The organism is Amycolatopsis sp. WQ 127309, assembly GCF_023023025.1.
Taxonomy (GTDB): domain Bacteria; phylum Actinomycetota; class Actinomycetes; order Mycobacteriales; family Pseudonocardiaceae; genus Amycolatopsis.
In genome coordinates this window covers 4,903,188-4,922,032 of the sequence record NZ_CP095481.1, presented here as the reverse complement: position 1 = coordinate 4,922,032, position 18,845 = coordinate 4,903,188, and the positions used below count along the sequence as shown (strand labels likewise).

Below are 18,845 nucleotides of genomic sequence, written 5' to 3'. Positions count from 1 at the left end.
CATTGTCGCAGCACGCTGGGTTCATGGACACCAGTTACGTGCACGGATACGCCGAGCCCGAGGCCCGCCGCCTCGGCGACCAGGCCGACACCCTGGCCGAGCTGCTGCACGCCGGGACGACCTACCCCGCGGGCAGCCGCGTCCTGGAGGTCGGCTGCGGCGTCGGCGCCCAGACCGGCCACCTCGTCGCCCGCAGCCCGGGCGCGCACCTGACCGCGATCGACGTCTCGGCGGCGTCGTTGGCGCAAGCGAAAGCGAAGGTCGGCGCCGACGTCGACTGGCGGCGGGCCGACCTGTTCGACGTCGACGAGACCTTCGACCACATCTTCGTCTGCTTCGTGCTCGAACACCTCCCCGAACCCGGGAAAGCGTTGGCGCACCTGAAAACCCTGCTCCGCCCGGGCGGCACCATCACGGTGGTCGAAGGCGACCACGGCTCGGCGTTCTTCCACCCGCGCAGCGAGCACGCCCAAGCCGCCATCGACTGCCTCGTCCGGCTGCAGGCCGACGCCGGCGGTGACGCGCTCCTCGGCCGCCGCCTCTACCCGCTGCTCGCCGGCGCCGGGTTCGACGACGTCGCCGTCGAACCCCGGACCGTCTACGTCGACGCGTCCCGGCCCGGCCTGGTCGCCGGGTTCACCCGGGACACGTTCATCGCGATGGTCGAAGGCGTCGAGGAGGACGCCATCGCGCGCGGGCTCACTACGGCATCCGAGTGGAACCGCGGCGTAGCCGATCTTTACCGCACCACAAGGGAATACGGGACGTTCCATTACGCGTTCTACAAGGCAACAGCACATCGAACTCCGGGAGGAGCGTCATGATCATCGCCGTTCTCGTCGCCGCCGGACTCCTCGTCTGGGCACTGGATCACGCTTACCGCCGCCGTCCGTACCCGCGCAACCGGCTGGCCGGCAGCATGGACGTCTACGACCGCGACGCCCAGCGCCTCGAAGGCGACCTGGTCGCCGAAGAGCGGCACTACTCCGCGACGCGGGCCAGCCGTTCCCGGACCAGGATCGCGCCGGGAACCCGTTCCGCGGCGTAACAATCCAAGGCGCGGGCCCAGTGTTCGCGCGCGGCGTCCGGATCACTCAGTCCACAGTGGACGTCGCCGAGCCCGCGGTGAGCCCGGCCCTGCTCCGGCAGGCAGCCCGTTTCCTTCGCCGCGGCAAGGGCTTCACGGTGGTACGTCAGCGCCTGGTCGTCGCGGCCACGCGCGATGGCGACGAAGCCGAGACTGTTCAGCACGCGGGACTGCACGCCGAGATCCCCGCATTCACGAGCGATGCCCAGTGCCTCTTCGAGGTGCTGGGCCGCTTCGTCGTGCCGGTCTTGCCCGAGCCGGACGTCGCCCAGGTGCTTGAGCGCGACACTGCGGTTGGTCGGGCTGCCGGTCTCCTGCGCGAGTTCCAGCGCCCGCTCCAGGTGCGCCTCGGCTTCGGCGTACCGGCCGCGCGCGTGCTCGATGTCGCCGAGGATGCCCAGCGCGTACCCCTCGCTGACGCGCACGCCCATCGCGCGGAAGTGCTCCAGTCCCGCCGAAATCGAGGCGACGGCCTCGTCGTAACGCCCCAGCGCCGACAGCGCGTCGCCGATGTTCACCAGCGCGTAGCCCTCGCTCGTGCGGTCGGCGATCTCCCGCGCGAGGTCCAGGGCTTCACCCAGGTAGCCGATCGCTTCGCCGTAGCGGCCGATGCCGCGGCAGGTGCAGCCGAGCACCACCAGCACCAGGCCTTCGCTCGTCTGATCGCCGGATTTCCGGGCCAGGGCCAGGGCTTCCGTCGAGTAGCCGATGCCCTCGGCGAACCGGCCCAGCGCGCGGCAGGCCAGGCCGAGGGTGTTGAGCACGTGGACCTCCGTCACCCGGTTGCCGGACTCGCGGACGATGACGAGCGCTTCTTCCAGGTACCGCACGGCTTCCCGGGACCGGCCGACCCGCCAGTGGCCCAGCGCGATGAGCGTCAGCGGGTCGGCTTCGGCCGCCCGGTCGCCGGAGTCCTGGGCCAGCACGGACGCGTGGGTGTGCAGTACCAGCGATTCCTCGTGGTAGCCGCCGACGTCGAGGTAGTGCCACAGGATCCCGGACAGCAGCCGCAGGTGCTCCGGGCGGCCGTGCCGGGTCGCGTGCGCCGCGACGGCCAGCAGGTTGCGGCGCTCGGCCTCCAGCCACGCCGGCGCGTCGAGCACCTTGACGTCCGGGTCCGGCACCTGCGGGCGCAGGTGGCGTTCCAGCGGCAGGACGACGTCCATGGCCTGCGCGGCCGATCGGACGTAGAAGTCGAACAGCCGCTCCTGGGCGTCGTGGCTCTCGCCCGGCTCCTCGGCCGCCAGCTCGGCGGCGTAGACGCGCAGCAAGTCGTGCAGCTGGACGCGGTCGTGGCCGGTCTCCTGCGCGAGGTGGGCCCGCACGAGCGAGCCGGTCAGCCGCTCGGCCTCCGGCAGCGGGAGCCGCGCGAGCGCGGCGATCGCGGCGGGGGTCAGGTCGCGGCCCGGGTGCAGGCCGCAGAGCCGGAACACGCGCGCGGCGTCGGCCGCCAGGTGCCGGTAGGACCACGAGAACACCGCGCGGACCGCCGTCAGCGGGTCACCGCCGCCGTCGAGCAGGTCCAGGCGCCGCCGCTCGTCGGCCAGCTCGGCTTCCAGCGCCGTCAGCCGCTCCCCCGGGCGGCTCAGCGCCAGCTCCGCGACCAGCCGCAACGCCAGCGGCAGCCGGGCCGAGTAGCCGATCAGCGCCGAGGTGGCCGCCTGTTCGTCGTCGACGCGCCGCCCGACCAGGGTCCGCAGCAGGTCCCGGGCCTCGGTGTCGGTCAGCAGGTCGACGAGCACGCGGCGAGCGCCGTCGCGGGCGACCAGCCCCGGCAGCGCGTCCCGGCTGGTCACGAGCACCAGGCAGGACGGCGAGCCGGGCAGCAGCGGGCGGACCTGGCCGACCGACCCGGCGTTGTCCAGCAGCAGCACCATCCGCCGGCCGTCGAGCACCGTGCGGAACTTGGCGGCCCGTTCGTCGGGCTCGGCGGGGATGTCCGCGCCGTCGACGCCGAGCGCGCGCAGGAAGCCGGACAGCGCGTCGCCGGGCTCCACCGGCCGGACCGTGCCGTAGCCCCGCAGGTCGACGTACAGCTGGCCGTCGGGGAACTCCGCCCGCGCCCGCCGCGCCCAGCGCACGGCCAGCGCCGTCTTGCCGACGCCCGCCGTCCCGGACAGCACGGCGATGCGCGCGCCGGTGTCGGCCTCGCCGCGGCGCAGGAGCGCGTCCAGCTCGCCGAGCTGGGCCGTGCGCCCGCGGAACCCGTGGACGTCCGCGGGCAGCTGCGCGGGCACCGAGGCCGGCTGCTCCGGGGCGCCGAAGTCCTGCCGCAGCACCTGGCGCTGCGCCTCGCGCAGCTCCGGGCCGGGTTCGATGCCCAGCTCGTCGGCCAGCCGCCGCCGGACCTCGTCGAAGACGCCCAGCGCGGCGGCCTGCCGCCCGGACGCGGCCAGCGCCAGCATCAGCCGGGCGTGCGCCGACTCGTTCAGCGGCTCCTCCGCGGTCAGCGCCCGCAGCTGCACGGCCGCGTCCTCGGGGTGCGCCGCCGCGGCTCCGGCGTAGGCCAGCACGGCCTGCGCCCGCCGCATCGCGAGCGCCAGCCGGACCGGGTGCTGGCGGAGCCGTTCGACGTCGGCGAGTGCCGGGCCGCGCCACAGCGCCAGCGCGTCGCGGTAGGCCTCTTCGGCCGCCTCGGGCTCCCGTTCGGCCCGCTCCACCAGCGCGTCGAAGCGCAGGAGGTCGAGCTCGTCCGCGCCGACGGACAGCCGGTAGCCGCCCTTGTCGGTGGTGATCAGGCCGGCCGGGCGCAGCGCCCGCCGCAGCCGCGCGACGTAGGTGTGGACCAGCTCCAGGCACGACGGCGGCGGCTCGTCCCAGATGACGTCGACGAGGTCCTCGCGCCGCACGGTCCGGTTCGGCTGCAGGGCGAGCAGCGCGAGCAGCAGGCGTTGCTTCTCCGCGCCGATCTCGACGGGACGGTCACCGAAGCGGACGGCCAGCGGCCCGAGCACGTCGATCCGCACCGGCTCCGGCGGCGCCTCGGCCAGCGCTTCCCGCAGCCGCCGCTCGGTCTCCGGCCGGGGCCGCCGAACGCTGCCGCGCTCGGCGTTGCGGATCGCGCGCAGGCTCAGCCCGGCGCGTCCGGCGAGCTCCGCCTGGGTCAGCCCGGCGCGCACCCGCTCGTCGCGCAGCCATCCGGCGAACGGCAGGCCATCGTCCACAAGCGTCCTTCCCCGCGTGCCCCTCGCGCCGAACGTACCCCTCCAGCATCGCCAACGTGCCGGTTCCGCTGTACCACCGAACGGCGAAGATCCCTGTTTTCGCAGGTGACAGGGGGTGACCGCGCATTCGGGTCGAGTACAGCCGTTCGTCCACCGAGCCTTTCTAGGCTGTGCGGGTCCGGTGGTGGCGAGGGGTTCGCGGTTCAGCCGTCGCGTGGGGTACGACGGCTGCACCCGCGGGCTTCAGACGCCGAGGCGCTCGAGCAGAGCGCGCACGGCGGCCGGGTCCTCGACGTGGGCGTTGTGCCCCAGACCGGCGAGGGTGACCGAGTCCGGGGCCAGGACGCGCAGCTGCTCCCGGCGGCTCATCGGGTCGTGCTCGCCCGCCGCCAGCACGACCGGGCACCGCGCCGCGGCGAGCAGGGCAGGCATGTCCGGAGCGCCCACGCCGAACGCGGCCGGGTCCATCGCGAGACGCCAACCTCCCTCCGTCTCGCGGAGCCCGGCCGGGTCGGCGGGCGCGATCCCGAGCAGCCCCGAGACCTTCAGGTACGCCTGGTCGGCGTCGGCCTGGGTCTCGAACACCCGCGGCGGCCGCACGGCGAACGACGCCGCCCGCCCCAGGTCGTCCTGGCTCCACTCGACCTTCACGCCCAGCGCCAGCACCCCGGCGACCTCGACGTCGTACTTACCCGAGGCGAGCTCGAGCGCGAGCACCCCGCCGAGCGAGTGGCCGACGACGACCAGCGGCTTCTTGTCCGGCAGCGCCCGCGCGACGGCGGCCGTGAGCGTCTCGAAGCTGTAGTGCGGCAGCGGGGCCGACAGGCCGTGGCCGGGCAGGTCGGGCACCAGCACGCGCCGCGGGACCGCTTCGGTCAGGTGGGCCCACACGGCGCCGGTCGCGCCGAGCCCGTGCAGGAAGAGGATGGCCGGTTCGCCCTCGCCGCCGGTGCGCATGTTCAGCGTGTCCATCGCAGCAGCCTCCCCTACGTCGTGGCGCCGGGCTAGGGTCGGGCGCGTGGGGATCACCGATCCGGACGGCTACGTGCGGGGCGTCCCGTACGACGAGCTGGCGCGGCTGCGGCGCGAGACGCCGGTGGTGCGCGTCGACGACTTCTGGGCCGTGCTGGGCCACGCCGACGTCCGCACGGTGCTGCGCGACCCGGGCCGGTTCTCTTCCCAGCTCGGCGGCACGCAGATCCGCGACCCGGCGGGCGCCGACCTCGCGTACGTGCGCCGGATGATGCTCAACATGGACCCGCCGGAGCACGGCCGGCTGCGCGGGCTGCTGACCAAGGCGTTCACGGCGCGCGCGATCGCGAAGCTGACCGAGCAGATAGAGACGTCGGCGCGGGAGCTCGTCGCCGACGTCGCCGGCCAGGGCGGGTGCGACTTCGCGAAGGTCGCGGCCGACCTGCCGCTGCGCACGCTGGCCGCGGTGTTCGGCGTGCCGGAGCGCGACCGGCGGCTGATGTACGACTGGAGCAACCGCGTGATCGGCTACCAGGACGCCGAGTACGCGGCCAGCTCGACGGTCGACCCGGCGGAGGTGACCGACCTGGCGCGGGCCGCGCTGGCCGTCCGGCCGGCACCGGGCCCGGACGGCGTGATGCCGGACCCGCGCACGCGCGCCGGGATGCCGGACCTCTACGCGTACGCGAACGCCCTCGGCGAGCACAAGCGCGAGCACCCGGGCGACGACGTCATGAGCACCCTGATGCGGCACGTCGGCGACGACGGCGGCCGCGTCTCGCTGGCCGAGTTCGAGAACCTGTTCTGGCTGTTTTCCGTGGCGGGCAACGAAACCCTGCGCAACGGCCTGCCGGGCGGGATGCTCGCGCTGCTGTCGCACCCGGTGCAGTACCGGCGGCTGCTGGCCGATCGGTCGCTGCTGCCGTCCGCGGTGGAGGAGATGCTGCGGTGGTGGACGCCGGTGATGAACTTCCGGCGCACGGCCACTTCCGACGTCCGGCTGTCCGGTGTGGACATCCGGGCCGGGGACAAGGTCGTGGTGTGGTTCTCCTCGGCCAACCGTGATCCGGCGGTGTTCGACGATCCGGACGCGTTCGACATCGCGCGGACGCCCAACGACCACCTGGCCTTCGGCCACGGCCCGCACTTCTGCCTCGGCGCGCAGCTGGCCCGGGTGCAGCTGCGGGCGATGTTCACGGCGGTGCTGGACCTGCTGGGCGAGGTGTCGCCGGCCGGCGAACCGGTGCGGCTGCGCTCGAACTTCCAGAACGGGCTGAAGTCCCTGCCGATCGTCTGGACGCGCTGATGGAGCTGCGCGAGATGCGGGCGTTCGTCGCCGTCGCCGAGGCGGGCACGCTGTCGAAGGCGGCGCGCGAGCTGCACGTCAGCCAGCCCGCGCTGTCCCAGACGATCACCGCGCTCGAGCGGCGGCTCGGGGTGCAGCTGCTGGTGCGGGCCAGCACCGGCGTGCGGGCCACCGAAGCCGGGACGACGTTGCTGACCGAGGCCCGCGCGGTGCTGGCGCGGCACGACCAGGCCCTGGCCGCGCTCGCCCGCCACACCACGGCCGGCGGCGGCGTGCTGCGGGTCGGCGTCCCGCTGGAGCTGCCGTCCGAGCTGCTGCCGACCGCGCTCGCGGCGTTGGCGGCTGCCTGCCCGGACACGCGCGTGCGGGCCCGGCACCTCTCGACCGCGGCGCAGGTGGCCGCGCTGCGGGCGGACGAACTGGACGTCGGGCTGGTGCGCGAGCGCCCGATCGGCCCGGACCTGGACGCCGTGCCGGTCGTCTCGGAGAACCTGGGCGTGCTGCTGGCCGCGGACCTGGCGGAGAAGCTGGGTGAGCCGGTCCGGCTGGAGGCCCTCGCCGGGCTGGACTGGTTCGGCTTCGCGCGGTCGGGCAGCCCGGCGTGGTTCGACGAGCTGACCGCGATCCTGCGCAGCCACGGCCTCGACCTCGGCCCGGACGTCCCCGACGGGCAGGCCATCATCGTCGAGCTGAAGCTCCCGGCGGTCGCGGCCGGCGGCGCGTTCGCGCTGGCGCCGCCGGAATGGCCGTACCCGCTGCCGGAGACGGTGACGTGGGTGCCGCTGGCGGGGCACCCGATCGTCCGGCGCACCTGGGCGGTCTGGCCCGCCGCGTCGCACCGGCGCGACCTCGGGAAGTTCGTGGCGGCCCTGGAAGACGCCGGGCATCGAACCGGCCGATAGCCGCCATAAGCAGTGCCGAACGCCGATCCGGAAGGCCGCGCGGCCGCTCCCGCTTGAACCCGGGGAATCACCCGAACGAGAGCAGGAGACGAGAACATGACTGCACAACTGTCCGGTACCACGGCTTTGGTGACCGGCGGAACCAGCGGGATCGGCCGGGCGACGGCGGTCGCGCTGGCCGGGCTCGGCGCCCACGTCGTGCTGTCGGGCCGGGACGCCACGCGCGGCGCCCAAGTCGTCGAGCGCATCCGCGCGGCGGGCGGCAAGGCCGACTTCGTCGCGGCCGACCTGACGGACGCCACGTCGGCGCGGGCCCTGGCGGCGCGGGCGCGGGAGGTGGGCGGGCAGGTGGACGTGCTGGTGAACAACGCCGGCGTCTTTCCCTTCGGCCCCACCGGATCCGCGACGGAGGCGGAGTTCGACGGCGTCTTCGCGACCAACGTGAAGGCGGCGTTCTTCCTGGTGGCCGAGCTGGCCCCGGAGATGGCCGAGCGCGGGCACGGCTCGATCGTCAACGTGACCACGATGGTCGCGAAGATCGGCCTGGCGGGCATGGCGCTCTACGGCGCGTCGAAGGCTTCGCTGGAGCTGCTGACGAAAGCGTGGGCGGCGGAGTTCGGCCCGTCCGGGGTCCGCGTGAACGCGGTCAGCCCCGGCCCGACCCGCACCGAGGGCACAGCCGCGATGGGCGACGCCCTGGACCAGCTGGCGTCGGCGGCGCCGGCGGGCCGGGCGGCGTCCCCGGAGGAGATCGCGTCGGCGATCGCCTTCCTGGCGGCGGAGGGCTCGAGCTTCGTCCACGGCGCGATCCTCCCGGTGGACGGCGGCCGGGTGGCGGTGTGAGCCCGGCGGGACGGCGTCACCGCCGGAAGTGACGCCGTCCCGCGGCCATCGGGGCACACCGGAACCGACTGGTGACGTTCCGGGCGGAAACGGCTCTGCCGCTACGGGCGGACCGGCTCGCGCTTGGGCGGCCACGGCACCACCGCGGACGTGCGGCGCTGGTAGTCCGCGTACTCCGGGTAGCGTCCCAGCGTGATGCTCTCCGTGAACTTCGTCGACCCGACGAACAGCAGCGTCAGCAGGATCGCGCCCAGGACCGTCCACGTGAGACCCGCCGCGACCACGCCGAACGCCGCGATCACCCACCACTGGGCCTGCTCGAAGAAGAAGTTCGGATGCCGCGAGTAGCGGAACAGGCCGTCCTGGCGGAAGCGCGTCGACGCCCGGCCCGCGTGCTTCTCGCGGTGGAACGTCCACTGCTGCTGGTCCGCGACCGTTTCGCCGGCCAGGAACGCCGCGAAGATCACCGCGACGACGACGTCCCACACGCCGAACGCGCCCTGGTGGTCCAGCGCCGTCATCGCGGGCAGCGTGATCAGCAGCAGGATCGCGTTCTGGTAGAGCGAGATGAAGAAGAAGTTGAACACCTGGAACTGCCAGGGCGCGAGCTTCTCGCGCAGCACCGCCCACCGGTAGTCCTCGCCCCCGCGGGCGTAACCACCCTTCCGGGCGAAGTTGAACGTCAGCCGGACGCCCCACGCCAGGACCAGCGCGAACATCACGTCCAGGCGGGCGTCGGCGAACCCGGCGGCGCCGGCGAAGATGCCCAGGTAGGCCACCGGGACGATCGACCAGATCCGGTCGACCCAGGAGTACTCCCTGGTCAGCACCGACAGCAGCCACGTGCCGAGCGTCACTCCGGCGAAGACGTAGAGGCAGACCCGCAGCGCGTCCATGCCCTCACAATAGGACTTAGGATCGATCACATGAACCTGCCGCTGCGGGACCGGAAGATCGACATCTTCTTCGCGGTGCTGTTCTCGGCCTTCACGATCACCTCGCTGATCAGTGACCTGCTGCCGACCGTGGGCGTGGACTTCTCGCAGCCGTCCAGCAACTTCTTCGTCAACTCGAACTGGTGGTACGCCCACGACGCGGACCCGCTGTTCATGCACCCGCCGGACTGGATGCGGATCGTCACCGGGCTCTCGGCGTTCGTCTACATGCCGTTCTACGTCGTGCTCGTGTTCGCGCTGCTCAGCGGCAAGAACTGGATCCAGCTGCCCGCGGTGGTCTACGCGACGATGATCGTCACGCTCACCGGGGTCGTCGTGTTCGGCGTCGAGTTCTTCGGCGACCCGGCCACGCGCACCGGCAACCCGGTGAAGTTCCTCGCGTTCAACCTGCCCTACGTCCTGGTGCCGCTCCTGCTGCTGATCCGGATGCGCGCGCCGAAGCCGTTCACCCGCCGCTTCTGACGCTTCAGACCGGAGACGCCGTGCCGTACTCGTTCCTCAGCCACCTCGAATGCTCCCGGACCGGCGAGCGCCTCGACGCCGACGTCGTCCAGGGCGTGTCCCCGGCCGGCGCGCCGCTGCTCGCGCGCTACGACCTCGACGGCGTCCGCGAAGGCGTGACGCCGAAGGAGATCTCCGGGCGCGAGCCGACGCTGTGGCGCTACCACGAGGTGCTGCCGGTGCGCTCGGCCGAGCACGTCGTGAGCCTCGGCGAGGGCATGACGCCGTTGCTGCGCCTGCCGCGCTACGGCCGTGAGCTGGGCCTGTCCCGGCTGTGGATGAAGGACGAGGGGCTGGTGCCGACCGGCTCGTTCAAGGCGCGGGGCGCCGCGGTCGGCGTCTCACGGGCGGCCGAGCTGGGCGTGCGCGGGATCGCGATGCCGACGAACGGCAACGCGGGCGCGGCGTGGGCGTTGTACGCGGCCCGCGCCGGGCTGACGAGCCTGGTCGCGATGCCGGACGACGCGCCGTCGATCACCATGCGCGAGTGCGTCGCGGCCGGCGCCGAGCTGTACCGGGTGGACGGGCTCATCGGCGACGCGGGAAAGCTCGTCGCCGCGGCGGTCCAGCGACGTCCGGACGTGCAGGAGGTCTCGACGCTGAAGGAGCCGTACCGCATCGAGGGCAAGAAGACGATGGGCTACGAGATCGCCGAGCAGTTCGGCTGGCGGCTGCCCGACGTGATCCTGTACCCGACCGGCGGCGGCGTCGGGATCATCGGGATCTACAAGGCGCTGCTGGAAATGCGGGAAATGGGCTGGGTTTCCGGCGCGCTGCCGCGCCTCGTCGCCGTCCAGGCCACCGGCTGTGCCCCGATCGTCGAAGCGTTCTCGCGCGGCGACCGGGAGAGCGTGCCGTTCCCGGACGCGCGGACCGTCGCGTTCGGCATCACCGTGCCCAAGGCCCTGGGCGACTTCCTCGTGCTCGACGCCGTCTACGCGACCGGCGGCAGCGCGGTGGCCGTCACCGACGAGGAACTGCTTGCGGCGCAACGGGAACTCTCCGAGCGCGAAGGCACCTTCGTCTGCCCTGAGGGCGGAGCGTGCTTCGCCGCGTTGCGGCACCTTCGCGAGTCCGGCTGGCTCGAAGGCGACGAGGACGTCGTCGTGCTCAACACCGGCGCCGGGATCAAGTACCCGGAGACGGTGCCGCTCGACGTGCCGCTGCTGGCGAAGACCGACTCGATCCCCTAGAGGACCGACTGCACCGCTTCGGGGGTGCGGGCGACGACGGTCGTGCCGTCGTCCGCGGTGATGATCGGGCGCTGGATCAGCTTCGGGTGCGCGGCCAGGGCGTCGATCCAGCGCGTGCGGTCGGCCGGGGTGCGGCCCCACGTCTTGAGGCCGAGTTCCTTCGCGACCGGCTCGGTGGTGCGCGTGATGTCCCACGGCTCCAGGCCGAGCCGCTTCAGGACGGCCTTCAGCTCCTTCGCGGTCGGCGGGTCGTCGAGGTAGCGGCGCACGGTGTACTCCGCGCCGGCTTCGTCGAGCATCGACACCGCTGACCGGCACTTCGCGCACGCCGGGTTGACCCAGATCTCCACCGGCGCAGCCTACCGCGATGATTTTGGAGCACGCGTTCTGTTACGGTCGCGGTATGCCCCGCCCCCGCGTCCACGACCTCGACGCGCTGCTCGACGTCGCCGAACGGCTCGTCGCGTCGTCGGGCGAGGTCACCGTGCGTGGCCTGGCCGCCGAAGCAGGCGTCCCGAACGGGACGATCTACCACGCTTTCGGGTCACTCAGCGCGTTGCTCGCGCAGGTCTGGCTGCGCGCGGCGACCGCGTTCCTCGACCTGCAGACCGCACGGGTGGACGCCGCTTCCTCGCCGGTGGCAGCGGTCGTCGCGGCGGCCGACACGCCCGCGGTGTTCGCTTCGGTGCGCCCCGACGGAGCCCGGATGCTGCTGCGGGTCAAGGCGGACCGGCTGTTCGGGCCCGAGCTCCCGGACGAGCCGGCGGACGCCCTGCACGCGCTGGACAAGCGGCTGATCGCGCTGCTGGTCCGGCTCGCGCGGCTGGTGTGGGACCGCGGTGACGGCCTGGCCGTCGAGGTGATCACCACCTGCGTCGTCGACCTGCCGACCGCGTTCTTCCGCCGTGACATCACCGATCCCCTGGTGCGGGAGCGGCTCGCCGCCGCCGTGCGGGCCGTGCTGACCGTACCCCCTCGAAAGAAGGCTCAACCGTGACCGACCCCGTTTCCGTGCTGGACCTCGGCAGCGACGAAAACCGCTTCTCGCCGGACTGGCTGCAGCGCGTGCACTCCTTTGTGGACGGTGTCGAGGGTCCGCTGGTGACCACCGGCAGCGGCAAGTTCTACTCGAACGGCCTCGACCTCGACTGGCTGATGGCGAACGGCGACCAGGCCGCGAAGTACGTCGCCGAGGTGCAGGAGCTGCTCGCCCGGATCCTGACGCTGCCGGTGCCGACGGTCGCCGCGGTCAACGGCCACGCGTTCGGCGCCGGCGCGATGTTCGCCATGGCGCACGACTTCCGCGTGATGCGCGCCGACCGGGGGTACTTCTGCTTCCCGGAGGCCGACATCAACATCCCGTTCACGCCGGGGATGGCGGCGTTGATCCAGGGCAAGCTGACCCCGGCCGCGGCGATCGCGTCGATGACCACCGGCCGCCGGTTCGGCGGCCCGGACGCGCTCGCTTTGGGCTTGGTGGACGAAACCGCACCGGAGGCCGACTTGGTGACGGTGGCTTCTTCGCGCGTCGCGGCCTTGGCGGGCAAGGACCGCGGCACGCTGGGCGCGATCAAGGCGACGATGTTCGCCCCGGCCGCCACGGCGCTGCGCACCCCGGCTTAGGGCGCCGCCCCCCGGTACCTTTTTCGTGGCTCCCGACCAGGGAGTTGTGGTCACTAGGCCCGGCATGACTTACGCCCCCAGTCGCACGCATGATCCGGGGGGTGGTGTCACCGGGTCTGGTGGCATCGACCGACCGCTGATAGGGACACGGCCACCACCAGGTAGGTCTCGTCGTAACGTGGGTGCCGGCGCTCGATGCCCAACCAGGTGACCACTCGCGACGATCGAACGGCATGGTGGATGAGCAGCACTTTCGGGGTGTTCCTCGGCCTGGATGTCGGCAAGGAAGCCCATCACGCGGTCGGCCTCGACCCGACGGGCAAGCGTCTGCATGACGGGCCGCTGCCCAACAGTGAACCGAAACTGCGGGCCTTGTTCGACAAGCTGGCCCAGCACGGGCCGCTGCTGGTCGTGGTGGACCAGCCGGCCACGATCGGGGCGTTGCCGGTCACGGTCGCCCGCGCGGTCGGCCATGAGGTGGCCTATCTGCCAGGTCTGGCGATGCGCCGCATCGCCGACCTCTACCCCGGCCGAGCGAAAACCGATGCCCGGGACGCGTTCATCATCGCCGACGCGGCCCGCTCGCTGCCGCATACGCTGCGGCCGGTCGACGTCGGCGACGAGGCGTTGGCCGAGCTGGAGGTGCTGGTCGGGTTCGATGACGACCTGGTCGGCGAAGCCACTCGCATCGCCAACCGGATCAGGGGCCTGCTCACCGGCATCCACCCGGCCCTTGAACACGCCATCGGACCGCGGATCAGTCATCCCGCGGTGCTGGAGATCCTCTCGCGTTGCGGCGGCCCGACCGGCATCGCCAAGGCCGAGCCGCCGCAAACTCACCGCGATCGCGAAAGTCCACGCCCCCGCATGAGCGACAAACTCGTCGAGGCGATCATGGTCGCCCTGGACGAGCAGACGGTCACCGTCCCGGGCACCGCAGCCGCGGACACGGTCTTGCCGCGGCTGGCTGACAGCCTTAAAACCGTGCTCCAGCAACGCAAAACCGTCGCTGATCAGGTTGAGAGGATACTTGATGCGCACCCTCTTGCCGGGGTCCTGACCTCGATGCCCGGCATCGGAGTCAGGACCGCAGCCCGCATCCTGCTCGAGGTCGGCGACGCCTCGAACTTCGCCAGCTCCGGCCATCTGGCGGCCTACGCGGGCATCGCTCCGGTCACCCGCAGCTCTGGATCCTCGATCAGAGGCGAGCATCCGGCTCGGACCGGCAACCGGAAGCTGAAACGGGCGTTCTTCCTGGCCGCGTTCGCGGCCTTGCACGACCCGACCAGCAGGACCTACTACGACCGCAAACGAGCCGAGGGCAAGAAGCACAACGCCGCCCTGATCTGCCTGGCCCGCCGCCGCTGCGACGTCCTCTACGCCATGCTCCGCAACGGCACCCACTACCGCCACCCCGAACCAGCTCCCGTCCCCGCTGCGGCTTGACAACCACATAGGGACACCCCCCCCGGTATCCAGCCTACGGGGGACCACCGACAGTTCGGCCGGCTTGAAAGCCGTGAAGGCCTCCTTCCCGGCTCTTATGGCCGGTAAGGGGGCCTTCACGGCTTTTGGCACTCGGTGAGGCGGCGGCGCAGGTGGGCGTGCGCGTCCCGGCCGTCGTCCTGCGCGCCCCGGCTGATGTCCTGAAGGGCACCCTCAGGGACATGAGATCCCTGAGGGTGCCCTTCACGGCTTTTGGCACTCGGCGAGGCGGCGGCGCAGGTGGGTGCGTTCTGGTTCGGTGCCCGCCAGGGCCAGGGCGTCGCGGTAGGCCGATGCCGCCTCCGGCAGGCGGCCCAGGCGGCTGAGCAGCTCCGCCCGCGCCGCCGGGAACGGGGCGTAGAACCGCAGGCGGGGTTCCTCGGTGAGGGCGTCGAGGAGGGCCAGGCCCGCGGCCGGGCCGTCGCGCATCGCCACCGCCACCGCGCGGTTCAGCTCGACCACCGGGGACGGCGCCAGGCCGCGCAGGACGTCGTAGAGCGCGACGATCTGCGGCCAGTCCGTGCCCGCCACGTCCGGCGCCTCGTCGTGCAGTGCCGCGATCGCCGCCTGGACGCCGTAGAGGCCGGGCGGGCCGCCGGTCAACGCCACCTCCACCAGCGAGGTGCCTTCCGAGATCAGTGCGTGGTCCCAGCGGCCGCGGTCCTGGTCGTCGAGCAGGACTACGTCGCCGTCGCCGCCGGTCCGGGCGTCGCGTCGTGCGTGGACCAGCAGCATCAGCGCGAGCAGGCCCGCGACCTCGCGCTCCGCCGGCAGCAGCCGGCGCAGGATCCGGCCCAGCCGGATCGCCTCCTCGGCCAGGTCGAGCCGCTGCAGGTCCGGGCCCGAACTGGCCGCGTACCCCTCGGTGAAGATCGAGTAGACGACCTGGAGCACACCCGGCAGCCGGCCGGGCAGCTCGGCGGCGTCCGGCACCCGGAACGGGATCCGGGCCGTGCGGATCCGGTTCTTCGCCCGCACGATCCGCTTGCCCATCGTCGCGCTGGGCACCAGGAACGCACGCGCCACCTCCGGCGTCGTCAGCCCGGCGAGGCAGCGCAGCGTCAGCGCCGTGCGGTCCTCCGCCGGCAACGCCGGGTGGGCGCAGGTGAAGAACAGCTGGAGCCGCTCGTCCGGCAGCTCGCCGCCGGGCGCCGGGGCGGGCGCCGCGCGGTCGGCCTCGACCTGCAGCACCGCGAGCCGGGCCGCGTAGGCCTGGTCGCGGCGCAGCCGGTCGACGGCCTTGCGCCGCGCCGTCGTCATCAGCCACGCGCCCGGCTTCGGCGGCACGCCGTCGACGGGCCAGCGCACCAGCGCCGCCTCGATCGCCTCCGACGTCACCTCTTCGGCCAGGTCGAGGTCACCGAACCGGCGGACGAGCGCGGCGAGCAGCAGCCCGCGCTCCTCCCGGAACACCGCCTCCAGCGTCAGCCGGGACTTCGCCCCGGGCCGGGGGCTCCGCCACCCGGAACCCCCGAAAGCATCGCTCGACGCGTCCGCCTGCTCCGGCACCTTCGTCAGTCCCCGTAGGACGCGAGCGGCCGGACGACGATCGACCCGCCGTCGCGGGCGCCGGGGCAGCGCGCCGCCCACTCGAGCGCGACGTCGAAGTCCGGCACGTCGACGACGAAGTAGCCGCCGAGCACCTCCCGCGACTCGGCGAACGGCCCGTCGGTGACGACGCGCTCGCCGCGCTCGTCGACGCGGACCGCGGCGGCGGTGGTGAAGTCGGCGAGCGAGTTCCCGTGGACGTGGACACCGGCGTCCTTCATGGACTTGTCGAACAGCATCCAGTCTTCGGGGGTGCTGCAGCCGGTGGGCGCGCCGTCGGCGTCGAGCGAAGCGTTGATCAGCATCAGGTACTTCACGGTGTTCCTCCGTCGTGTCGTGGCGTGGTTGCCGTACGCCACCACTACGAACGGCCCGCGGCGCCTTGGACACCCTCGCCGGAGATTCTGCCTCTCGTGCTCAAAATCCGCCGCGGTGCTCCTTCAGCCGCTTGATCCGGTCGATGTGGGCCGGGTGCCCGGCCAGCAGCCGGGCCCACAGCCGCCGCTCGTCGCCGCGGTGCAGCGCGATCCACTGCTTGAGCAGGGCGATCAGCTCCGGGCCGTAACCCAGCCGCGCCGCCATCCGGTCAGCGCGGTACTCGCCGAGCCGTTTCGACCAGGCGAGCACCGGGCCGAGCAGGGGCGCCAGCAGCAGCCACGGGTCGAGGAACGCGAGCGCCGTGAGGATCCCCAAGCTCAGCAGCACGGTGACGAGCACGGCGACCGCCCGCCCGAAGGCCGCGAACGCGCGTCCGACGTACGGCACGGCCAGGGCGAGCAGCCGGACCAGCCGGGTCAGGATCCGGGCCGGGAGCTCCAGCCACCAGATCAGCAGGGAGATCCGCGTGTGCCCGGCGAGGTGGTGGCCGAGCTCGTGCGCCAGGATCGCTTCGAGGCCGGCCCGCGGCAGGTCGAGCGCGGTCCGCGTCACCGCGACGGTCCGGCCGCCGGCGGCGAAGGCGTTCAGTTCGCGGGAGCGTTCGACCCACAACCGGTACCGGCCGCCATCGACGCCCGCGGCCGCGCACACCGCCTGCCAGCAGGGCGTCAGCCGGGCCAGCTCACGCGCGGTCGGCGAGCGCATCCCGAACATCAGCGGCAGCAGGAAGTGCTCGAACGCGGGCACGAAGGTGATCCCGCCGGCGACCACCCACCCGGCGGGCGCGACCCAGAAGTACGCGGGCCAGGCGAGCTTGCCGAGCAGGACCAGCACGAGCCCGCTGCTGGCGACGACGGGCACGGAAAGCACGACACTCACGACGGCGGACAGGTCCGGCCGTGTCCTGGATCGCTCGCCCTCGCCCACGTCCGCTCCCCCGTCCCGGCCGACCGCGAACCCACCTTGGCGTGCCGCCGGACGAAGCACAACGGCCGTCCGGCGGCGGGCGGAAATCGCCCGCCGCCGGGCACGGTGTCAGCCGGGGATGTCGTCGAACTCGGCGACCTGGCGCACCTCGACCTCGATCTCGGCCTCGAACAGCTCGACGTAGGACTTCGCGAACACGACGGCGTCCGCCAGGTCCTCGGCGTTGATCAGCGCGAACCCGCCGATGACCTCCTTGGCCTCGGCGAACGGGCCGTCCGTGACGCGGATCGCCGCGCCGCGCGGCTTGCGGACGAGCGCGCCCTTCTCCGACGGGAGGACGCCCTCCGCCGTGATCAGCCGGCCGTTCTCCGCCGACTCCTGGATGAACGCGCCCATCTTCTCGATGAACTCCGGGCTGGGGTTCCAGGCCTCGGGGACGCTCTCGTCGAGGCGGTGCATCATGAGGAAACGCATGGCTGACTCCCTGGTGTTCTCGGCCGTGGTCCGGTTCGCTCCCGGACGCGATGAGCGGCCTTCACCCCCGCGTCGATCGGCCGCTCGCGGCGTTCGACATTTCCCGGGAGGGTTTCCGCAGACTATCGTGTGACCTGAGTCACATTCATCGGTACACGGTTCGCGGCCGTGCTGACCAGGGCCAACCCGACCAGACCGGCCCCGAGACCGGCCACCACCCAGCCCACGCCGGGCACCGCGCCGGCGATCGCGACGCCCAGCGTGGTGCCGGTCTGCCGCCCGGTGGAGGCCAGCGAGGCGGCCACCCCGGCCATCGACCCCGGCATCCCGGCCATCGCCGTGGTCGTGATCGGCGGGTTGACGGTGCCGAGGAAGACGCCGAAGAGCAGCGAGACCGCGAGCACGGCGACCAGCGGGGTCGCCGGCCCGAACCACACCGACGCGGCGCCGCCCAGCGCGAGCGCGCTCCCGGCCACGACCAGCGGCAGCCGCGGCCCGCGCGTGCCGACCAGCCGGCCGGTGACCGGCGACAGCACCAGGACCAGCGCCCCGACCGGGAGCAGGCACAACCCGGCGTCCAGCGCCGACAGCCCGCGGACGTCCTGCAGGTACTGCGTCGTCACGAACAGGAACGCGCCGAAGCCGCACAGCGCGAAGACCGCCATCACGATCGCCGCGCTGAACGAGACGCTGCGGAACAGCCGCAGTTCGAGCAGCGGATCCGCGCGTCGCGGCTCGTAAACGAGGATCCCGGTGACGCCGAGCGCGGCCACGGCGAGCAGGCCGAGGACCACCGGTGACGACCAGCCGAGCCCCCGGGACCCGATGATCGCGGCGACGACGCTGCCGAGCACGAGCACCACCAGGACTTGCCCGACCGGGTCGAACCGGCGGGTGCGGGCGGCGCGGGACTCGGGCACGAACCGCGCGGTGGCCACGATCGCGGCGGCGACGATCGGGACGTTGACCCAGAAGACCGCGCGCCAGCCGAAGCCGTCGACGAGGAGGCCGCCGAGGATCGGCCCGAGCACCAGCGCCAGCCCGGACATGGCGCCGAAGACGCCGATGGCGCGGGCCCGCTCGGCCGGGGCGGGGTAGGCGGTGGCGACGATGGCCATCGCGACGGGGTTGAGCATCGTGCCGCCGGCCGCCTGCAACGCGCGTGCGGCGATCAGCCACCCGATGCCCGGCGCGAGCCCGCACAGCAGTGACCCGGCACCGAAGACGGCGAGCCCGGTCAGGAAGACCCGCTTGCGGCCGACGCGGTCGGCGGTGGACCCGGCGAGCACGAGGAACCCGGCCAGCACGAGCGTGTAGGCGTCGATCGTCCACTGCTGCCCGGCCGGGGAGGCGTGCAGGTCGCGGCGGATCGACGGGAGGGCGACGTTGACGACGGAGATGTCCATCACCACGACGACGATGCTGACGCAGCAGATCGCCAGCACGAGCCGGCGGTTGACGGTCGGAGCGTTCATGGGTTCCGACG

At 72.8% G+C, this 18,845-nt stretch carries 19 protein-coding genes; 10 read left to right on the top strand and 9 right to left on the bottom strand.

All coding sequences use genetic code 11. The annotated features are described in order from the left end of the window. The first annotated feature begins 23 nt into the window (after nucleotides 1-23). Both MUY22_RS23215 and MUY22_RS23210 read left to right on the top strand, forming a co-directional pair. Nucleotides 24-824 (top strand): methyltransferase, encoded by an 801-nt coding sequence (locus MUY22_RS23215; protein ID WP_247062444.1) that lies wholly within the window; start codon nucleotides 24-26, stop codon nucleotides 822-824. Then, a complete protein-coding gene (locus MUY22_RS23210) occupies nucleotides 821-1,048 on the top strand; it encodes a hypothetical protein (RefSeq protein WP_247062442.1) in 228 nt (75 codons plus the stop codon). The genes MUY22_RS23215 and MUY22_RS23210 overlap by 4 nt, the downstream gene beginning before the upstream one ends. Here MUY22_RS23210 and MUY22_RS23205 read toward each other — a convergent pair. Further along, the gene (locus MUY22_RS23205) at nucleotides 982-4,251 is read right to left on the bottom strand and encodes a tetratricopeptide repeat protein (protein ID WP_247062440.1); all 3,270 of its coding nucleotides are present in this window, start codon (nucleotides 4,249-4,251) and stop codon (nucleotides 982-984) included. The genes MUY22_RS23210 and MUY22_RS23205 overlap by 67 nt on opposite strands. Nucleotides 4,252-4,494: 243 nt before the next feature. Next, nucleotides 4,495-5,223: an alpha/beta fold hydrolase gene (locus MUY22_RS23200; protein ID WP_247062438.1), complete on the bottom strand. Its 729-nt coding sequence runs from the start codon at nucleotides 5,221-5,223 to the stop codon at nucleotides 4,495-4,497. A 46-nt stretch (nucleotides 5,224-5,269) separates the two neighbouring features. On the opposite strand from MUY22_RS23200, the gene MUY22_RS23195 reads away from it, so the two are divergent. The 3 genes from MUY22_RS23195 to MUY22_RS23185 all read left to right on the top strand — a co-directional run bounded on the left by MUY22_RS23195 (nucleotide 5,270) and on the right by MUY22_RS23185 (nucleotide 8,274). After that, nucleotides 5,270-6,529, top strand: coding sequence for a cytochrome P450 (locus MUY22_RS23195; protein WP_247062437.1), 1,260 nt, complete (start codon nucleotides 5,270-5,272; stop codon nucleotides 6,527-6,529). Further along, nucleotides 6,529-7,431 (top strand): LysR family transcriptional regulator, encoded by a 903-nt coding sequence (locus MUY22_RS23190; RefSeq protein ID WP_247062436.1) that lies wholly within the window; start codon nucleotides 6,529-6,531, stop codon nucleotides 7,429-7,431. Before MUY22_RS23195 ends, MUY22_RS23190 begins: the two co-directional genes overlap by 1 nt. A 96-nt stretch (nucleotides 7,432-7,527) precedes the next feature. Continuing rightward, nucleotides 7,528-8,274: an SDR family NAD(P)-dependent oxidoreductase gene (locus MUY22_RS23185; protein ID WP_247062435.1), complete on the top strand. Its 747-nt coding sequence runs from the start codon at nucleotides 7,528-7,530 to the stop codon at nucleotides 8,272-8,274. 101 nt (nucleotides 8,275-8,375) lie between these two features. Here MUY22_RS23185 and MUY22_RS23180 read toward each other — a convergent pair whose 3' ends face one another. Next, on the bottom strand, nucleotides 8,376-9,170 hold the full coding sequence (locus MUY22_RS23180) for a DUF1295 domain-containing protein (protein WP_247062434.1): 795 nt from the start codon (nucleotides 9,168-9,170) through the stop codon (nucleotides 8,376-8,378). Between the two features lie 30 nt (nucleotides 9,171-9,200). On the opposite strand from MUY22_RS23180, the gene MUY22_RS23175 reads away from it, so the two are divergent. Next, nucleotides 9,201-9,692, top strand: a complete 492-nt coding sequence (locus tag MUY22_RS23175) for an emopamil-binding family protein (RefSeq protein ID WP_247062433.1) — start codon at nucleotides 9,201-9,203, stop codon at nucleotides 9,690-9,692. Between the two features lie 20 nt (nucleotides 9,693-9,712). Next, on the top strand, nucleotides 9,713-10,924 hold the full coding sequence (locus tag MUY22_RS23170; protein WP_247062432.1) for a threonine synthase: 1,212 nt from the start codon (nucleotides 9,713-9,715) through the stop codon (nucleotides 10,922-10,924). Here the strand turns inward: MUY22_RS23170 and MUY22_RS23165 are convergent. Beyond that, nucleotides 10,921-11,274, bottom strand: coding sequence for an arsenate reductase family protein (locus MUY22_RS23165; RefSeq protein ID WP_247062431.1), 354 nt, complete (start codon nucleotides 11,272-11,274; stop codon nucleotides 10,921-10,923). The two genes, MUY22_RS23170 and MUY22_RS23165, sit on opposite strands and share 4 nt — an antisense overlap. A gap of 53 nt (nucleotides 11,275-11,327) precedes the next feature. Between MUY22_RS23165 and MUY22_RS23160 the strand changes: the two genes are divergently transcribed. The 3 genes from MUY22_RS23160 (at nucleotide 11,328) to MUY22_RS23150 (ending at nucleotide 13,993) form a co-directional block, all read left to right on the top strand. After that, nucleotides 11,328-11,921: a TetR/AcrR family transcriptional regulator gene (locus MUY22_RS23160; protein WP_247062429.1), complete on the top strand. Its 594-nt coding sequence runs from the start codon at nucleotides 11,328-11,330 to the stop codon at nucleotides 11,919-11,921. Next, nucleotides 11,918-12,547 (top strand): enoyl-CoA hydratase/isomerase family protein, encoded by a 630-nt coding sequence (locus MUY22_RS23155; RefSeq protein WP_247062427.1) that lies wholly within the window; start codon nucleotides 11,918-11,920, stop codon nucleotides 12,545-12,547. Before MUY22_RS23160 ends, MUY22_RS23155 begins: the two co-directional genes overlap by 4 nt. 240 nt (nucleotides 12,548-12,787) lie before the next feature. Beyond that, the gene (locus MUY22_RS23150; RefSeq protein WP_247064066.1) at nucleotides 12,788-13,993 is read left to right on the top strand and encodes an IS110 family transposase; all 1,206 of its coding nucleotides are present in this window, start codon (nucleotides 12,788-12,790) and stop codon (nucleotides 13,991-13,993) included. Nucleotides 13,994-14,236: 243 nt separating this feature from the next. On the opposite strand, the gene MUY22_RS23145 is transcribed toward MUY22_RS23150, so the two are convergent. From MUY22_RS23145 to MUY22_RS23125, 5 genes are all read right to left on the bottom strand, one after another. Next, nucleotides 14,237-15,445 (bottom strand): RNA polymerase sigma factor, encoded by a 1,209-nt coding sequence (locus MUY22_RS23145; RefSeq protein WP_247064064.1) that lies wholly within the window; start codon nucleotides 15,443-15,445, stop codon nucleotides 14,237-14,239. A 101-nt stretch (nucleotides 15,446-15,546) separates the two neighbouring features. Next, nucleotides 15,547-15,897, bottom strand: coding sequence for a YciI family protein (locus MUY22_RS23140; protein ID WP_247062425.1), 351 nt, complete (start codon nucleotides 15,895-15,897; stop codon nucleotides 15,547-15,549). A 100-nt stretch (nucleotides 15,898-15,997) separates the two neighbouring features. Further along, on the bottom strand, nucleotides 15,998-16,819 hold the full coding sequence (locus MUY22_RS23135; RefSeq protein WP_247062423.1) for a M48 family metalloprotease: 822 nt from the start codon (nucleotides 16,817-16,819) through the stop codon (nucleotides 15,998-16,000). Nucleotides 16,820-16,993: 174 nt separating this feature from the next. After that, entirely contained in the window at nucleotides 16,994-17,359 is a 366-nt protein-coding gene (locus tag MUY22_RS23130) for a YciI family protein (protein WP_247062421.1), read from the bottom strand. A gap of 122 nt (nucleotides 17,360-17,481) precedes the next feature. After that, on the bottom strand, nucleotides 17,482-18,834 hold the full coding sequence (locus MUY22_RS23125) for an MFS transporter (RefSeq protein WP_247062420.1): 1,353 nt from the start codon (nucleotides 18,832-18,834) through the stop codon (nucleotides 17,482-17,484). Nucleotides 18,835-18,845 lie beyond the last annotated feature (11 nt).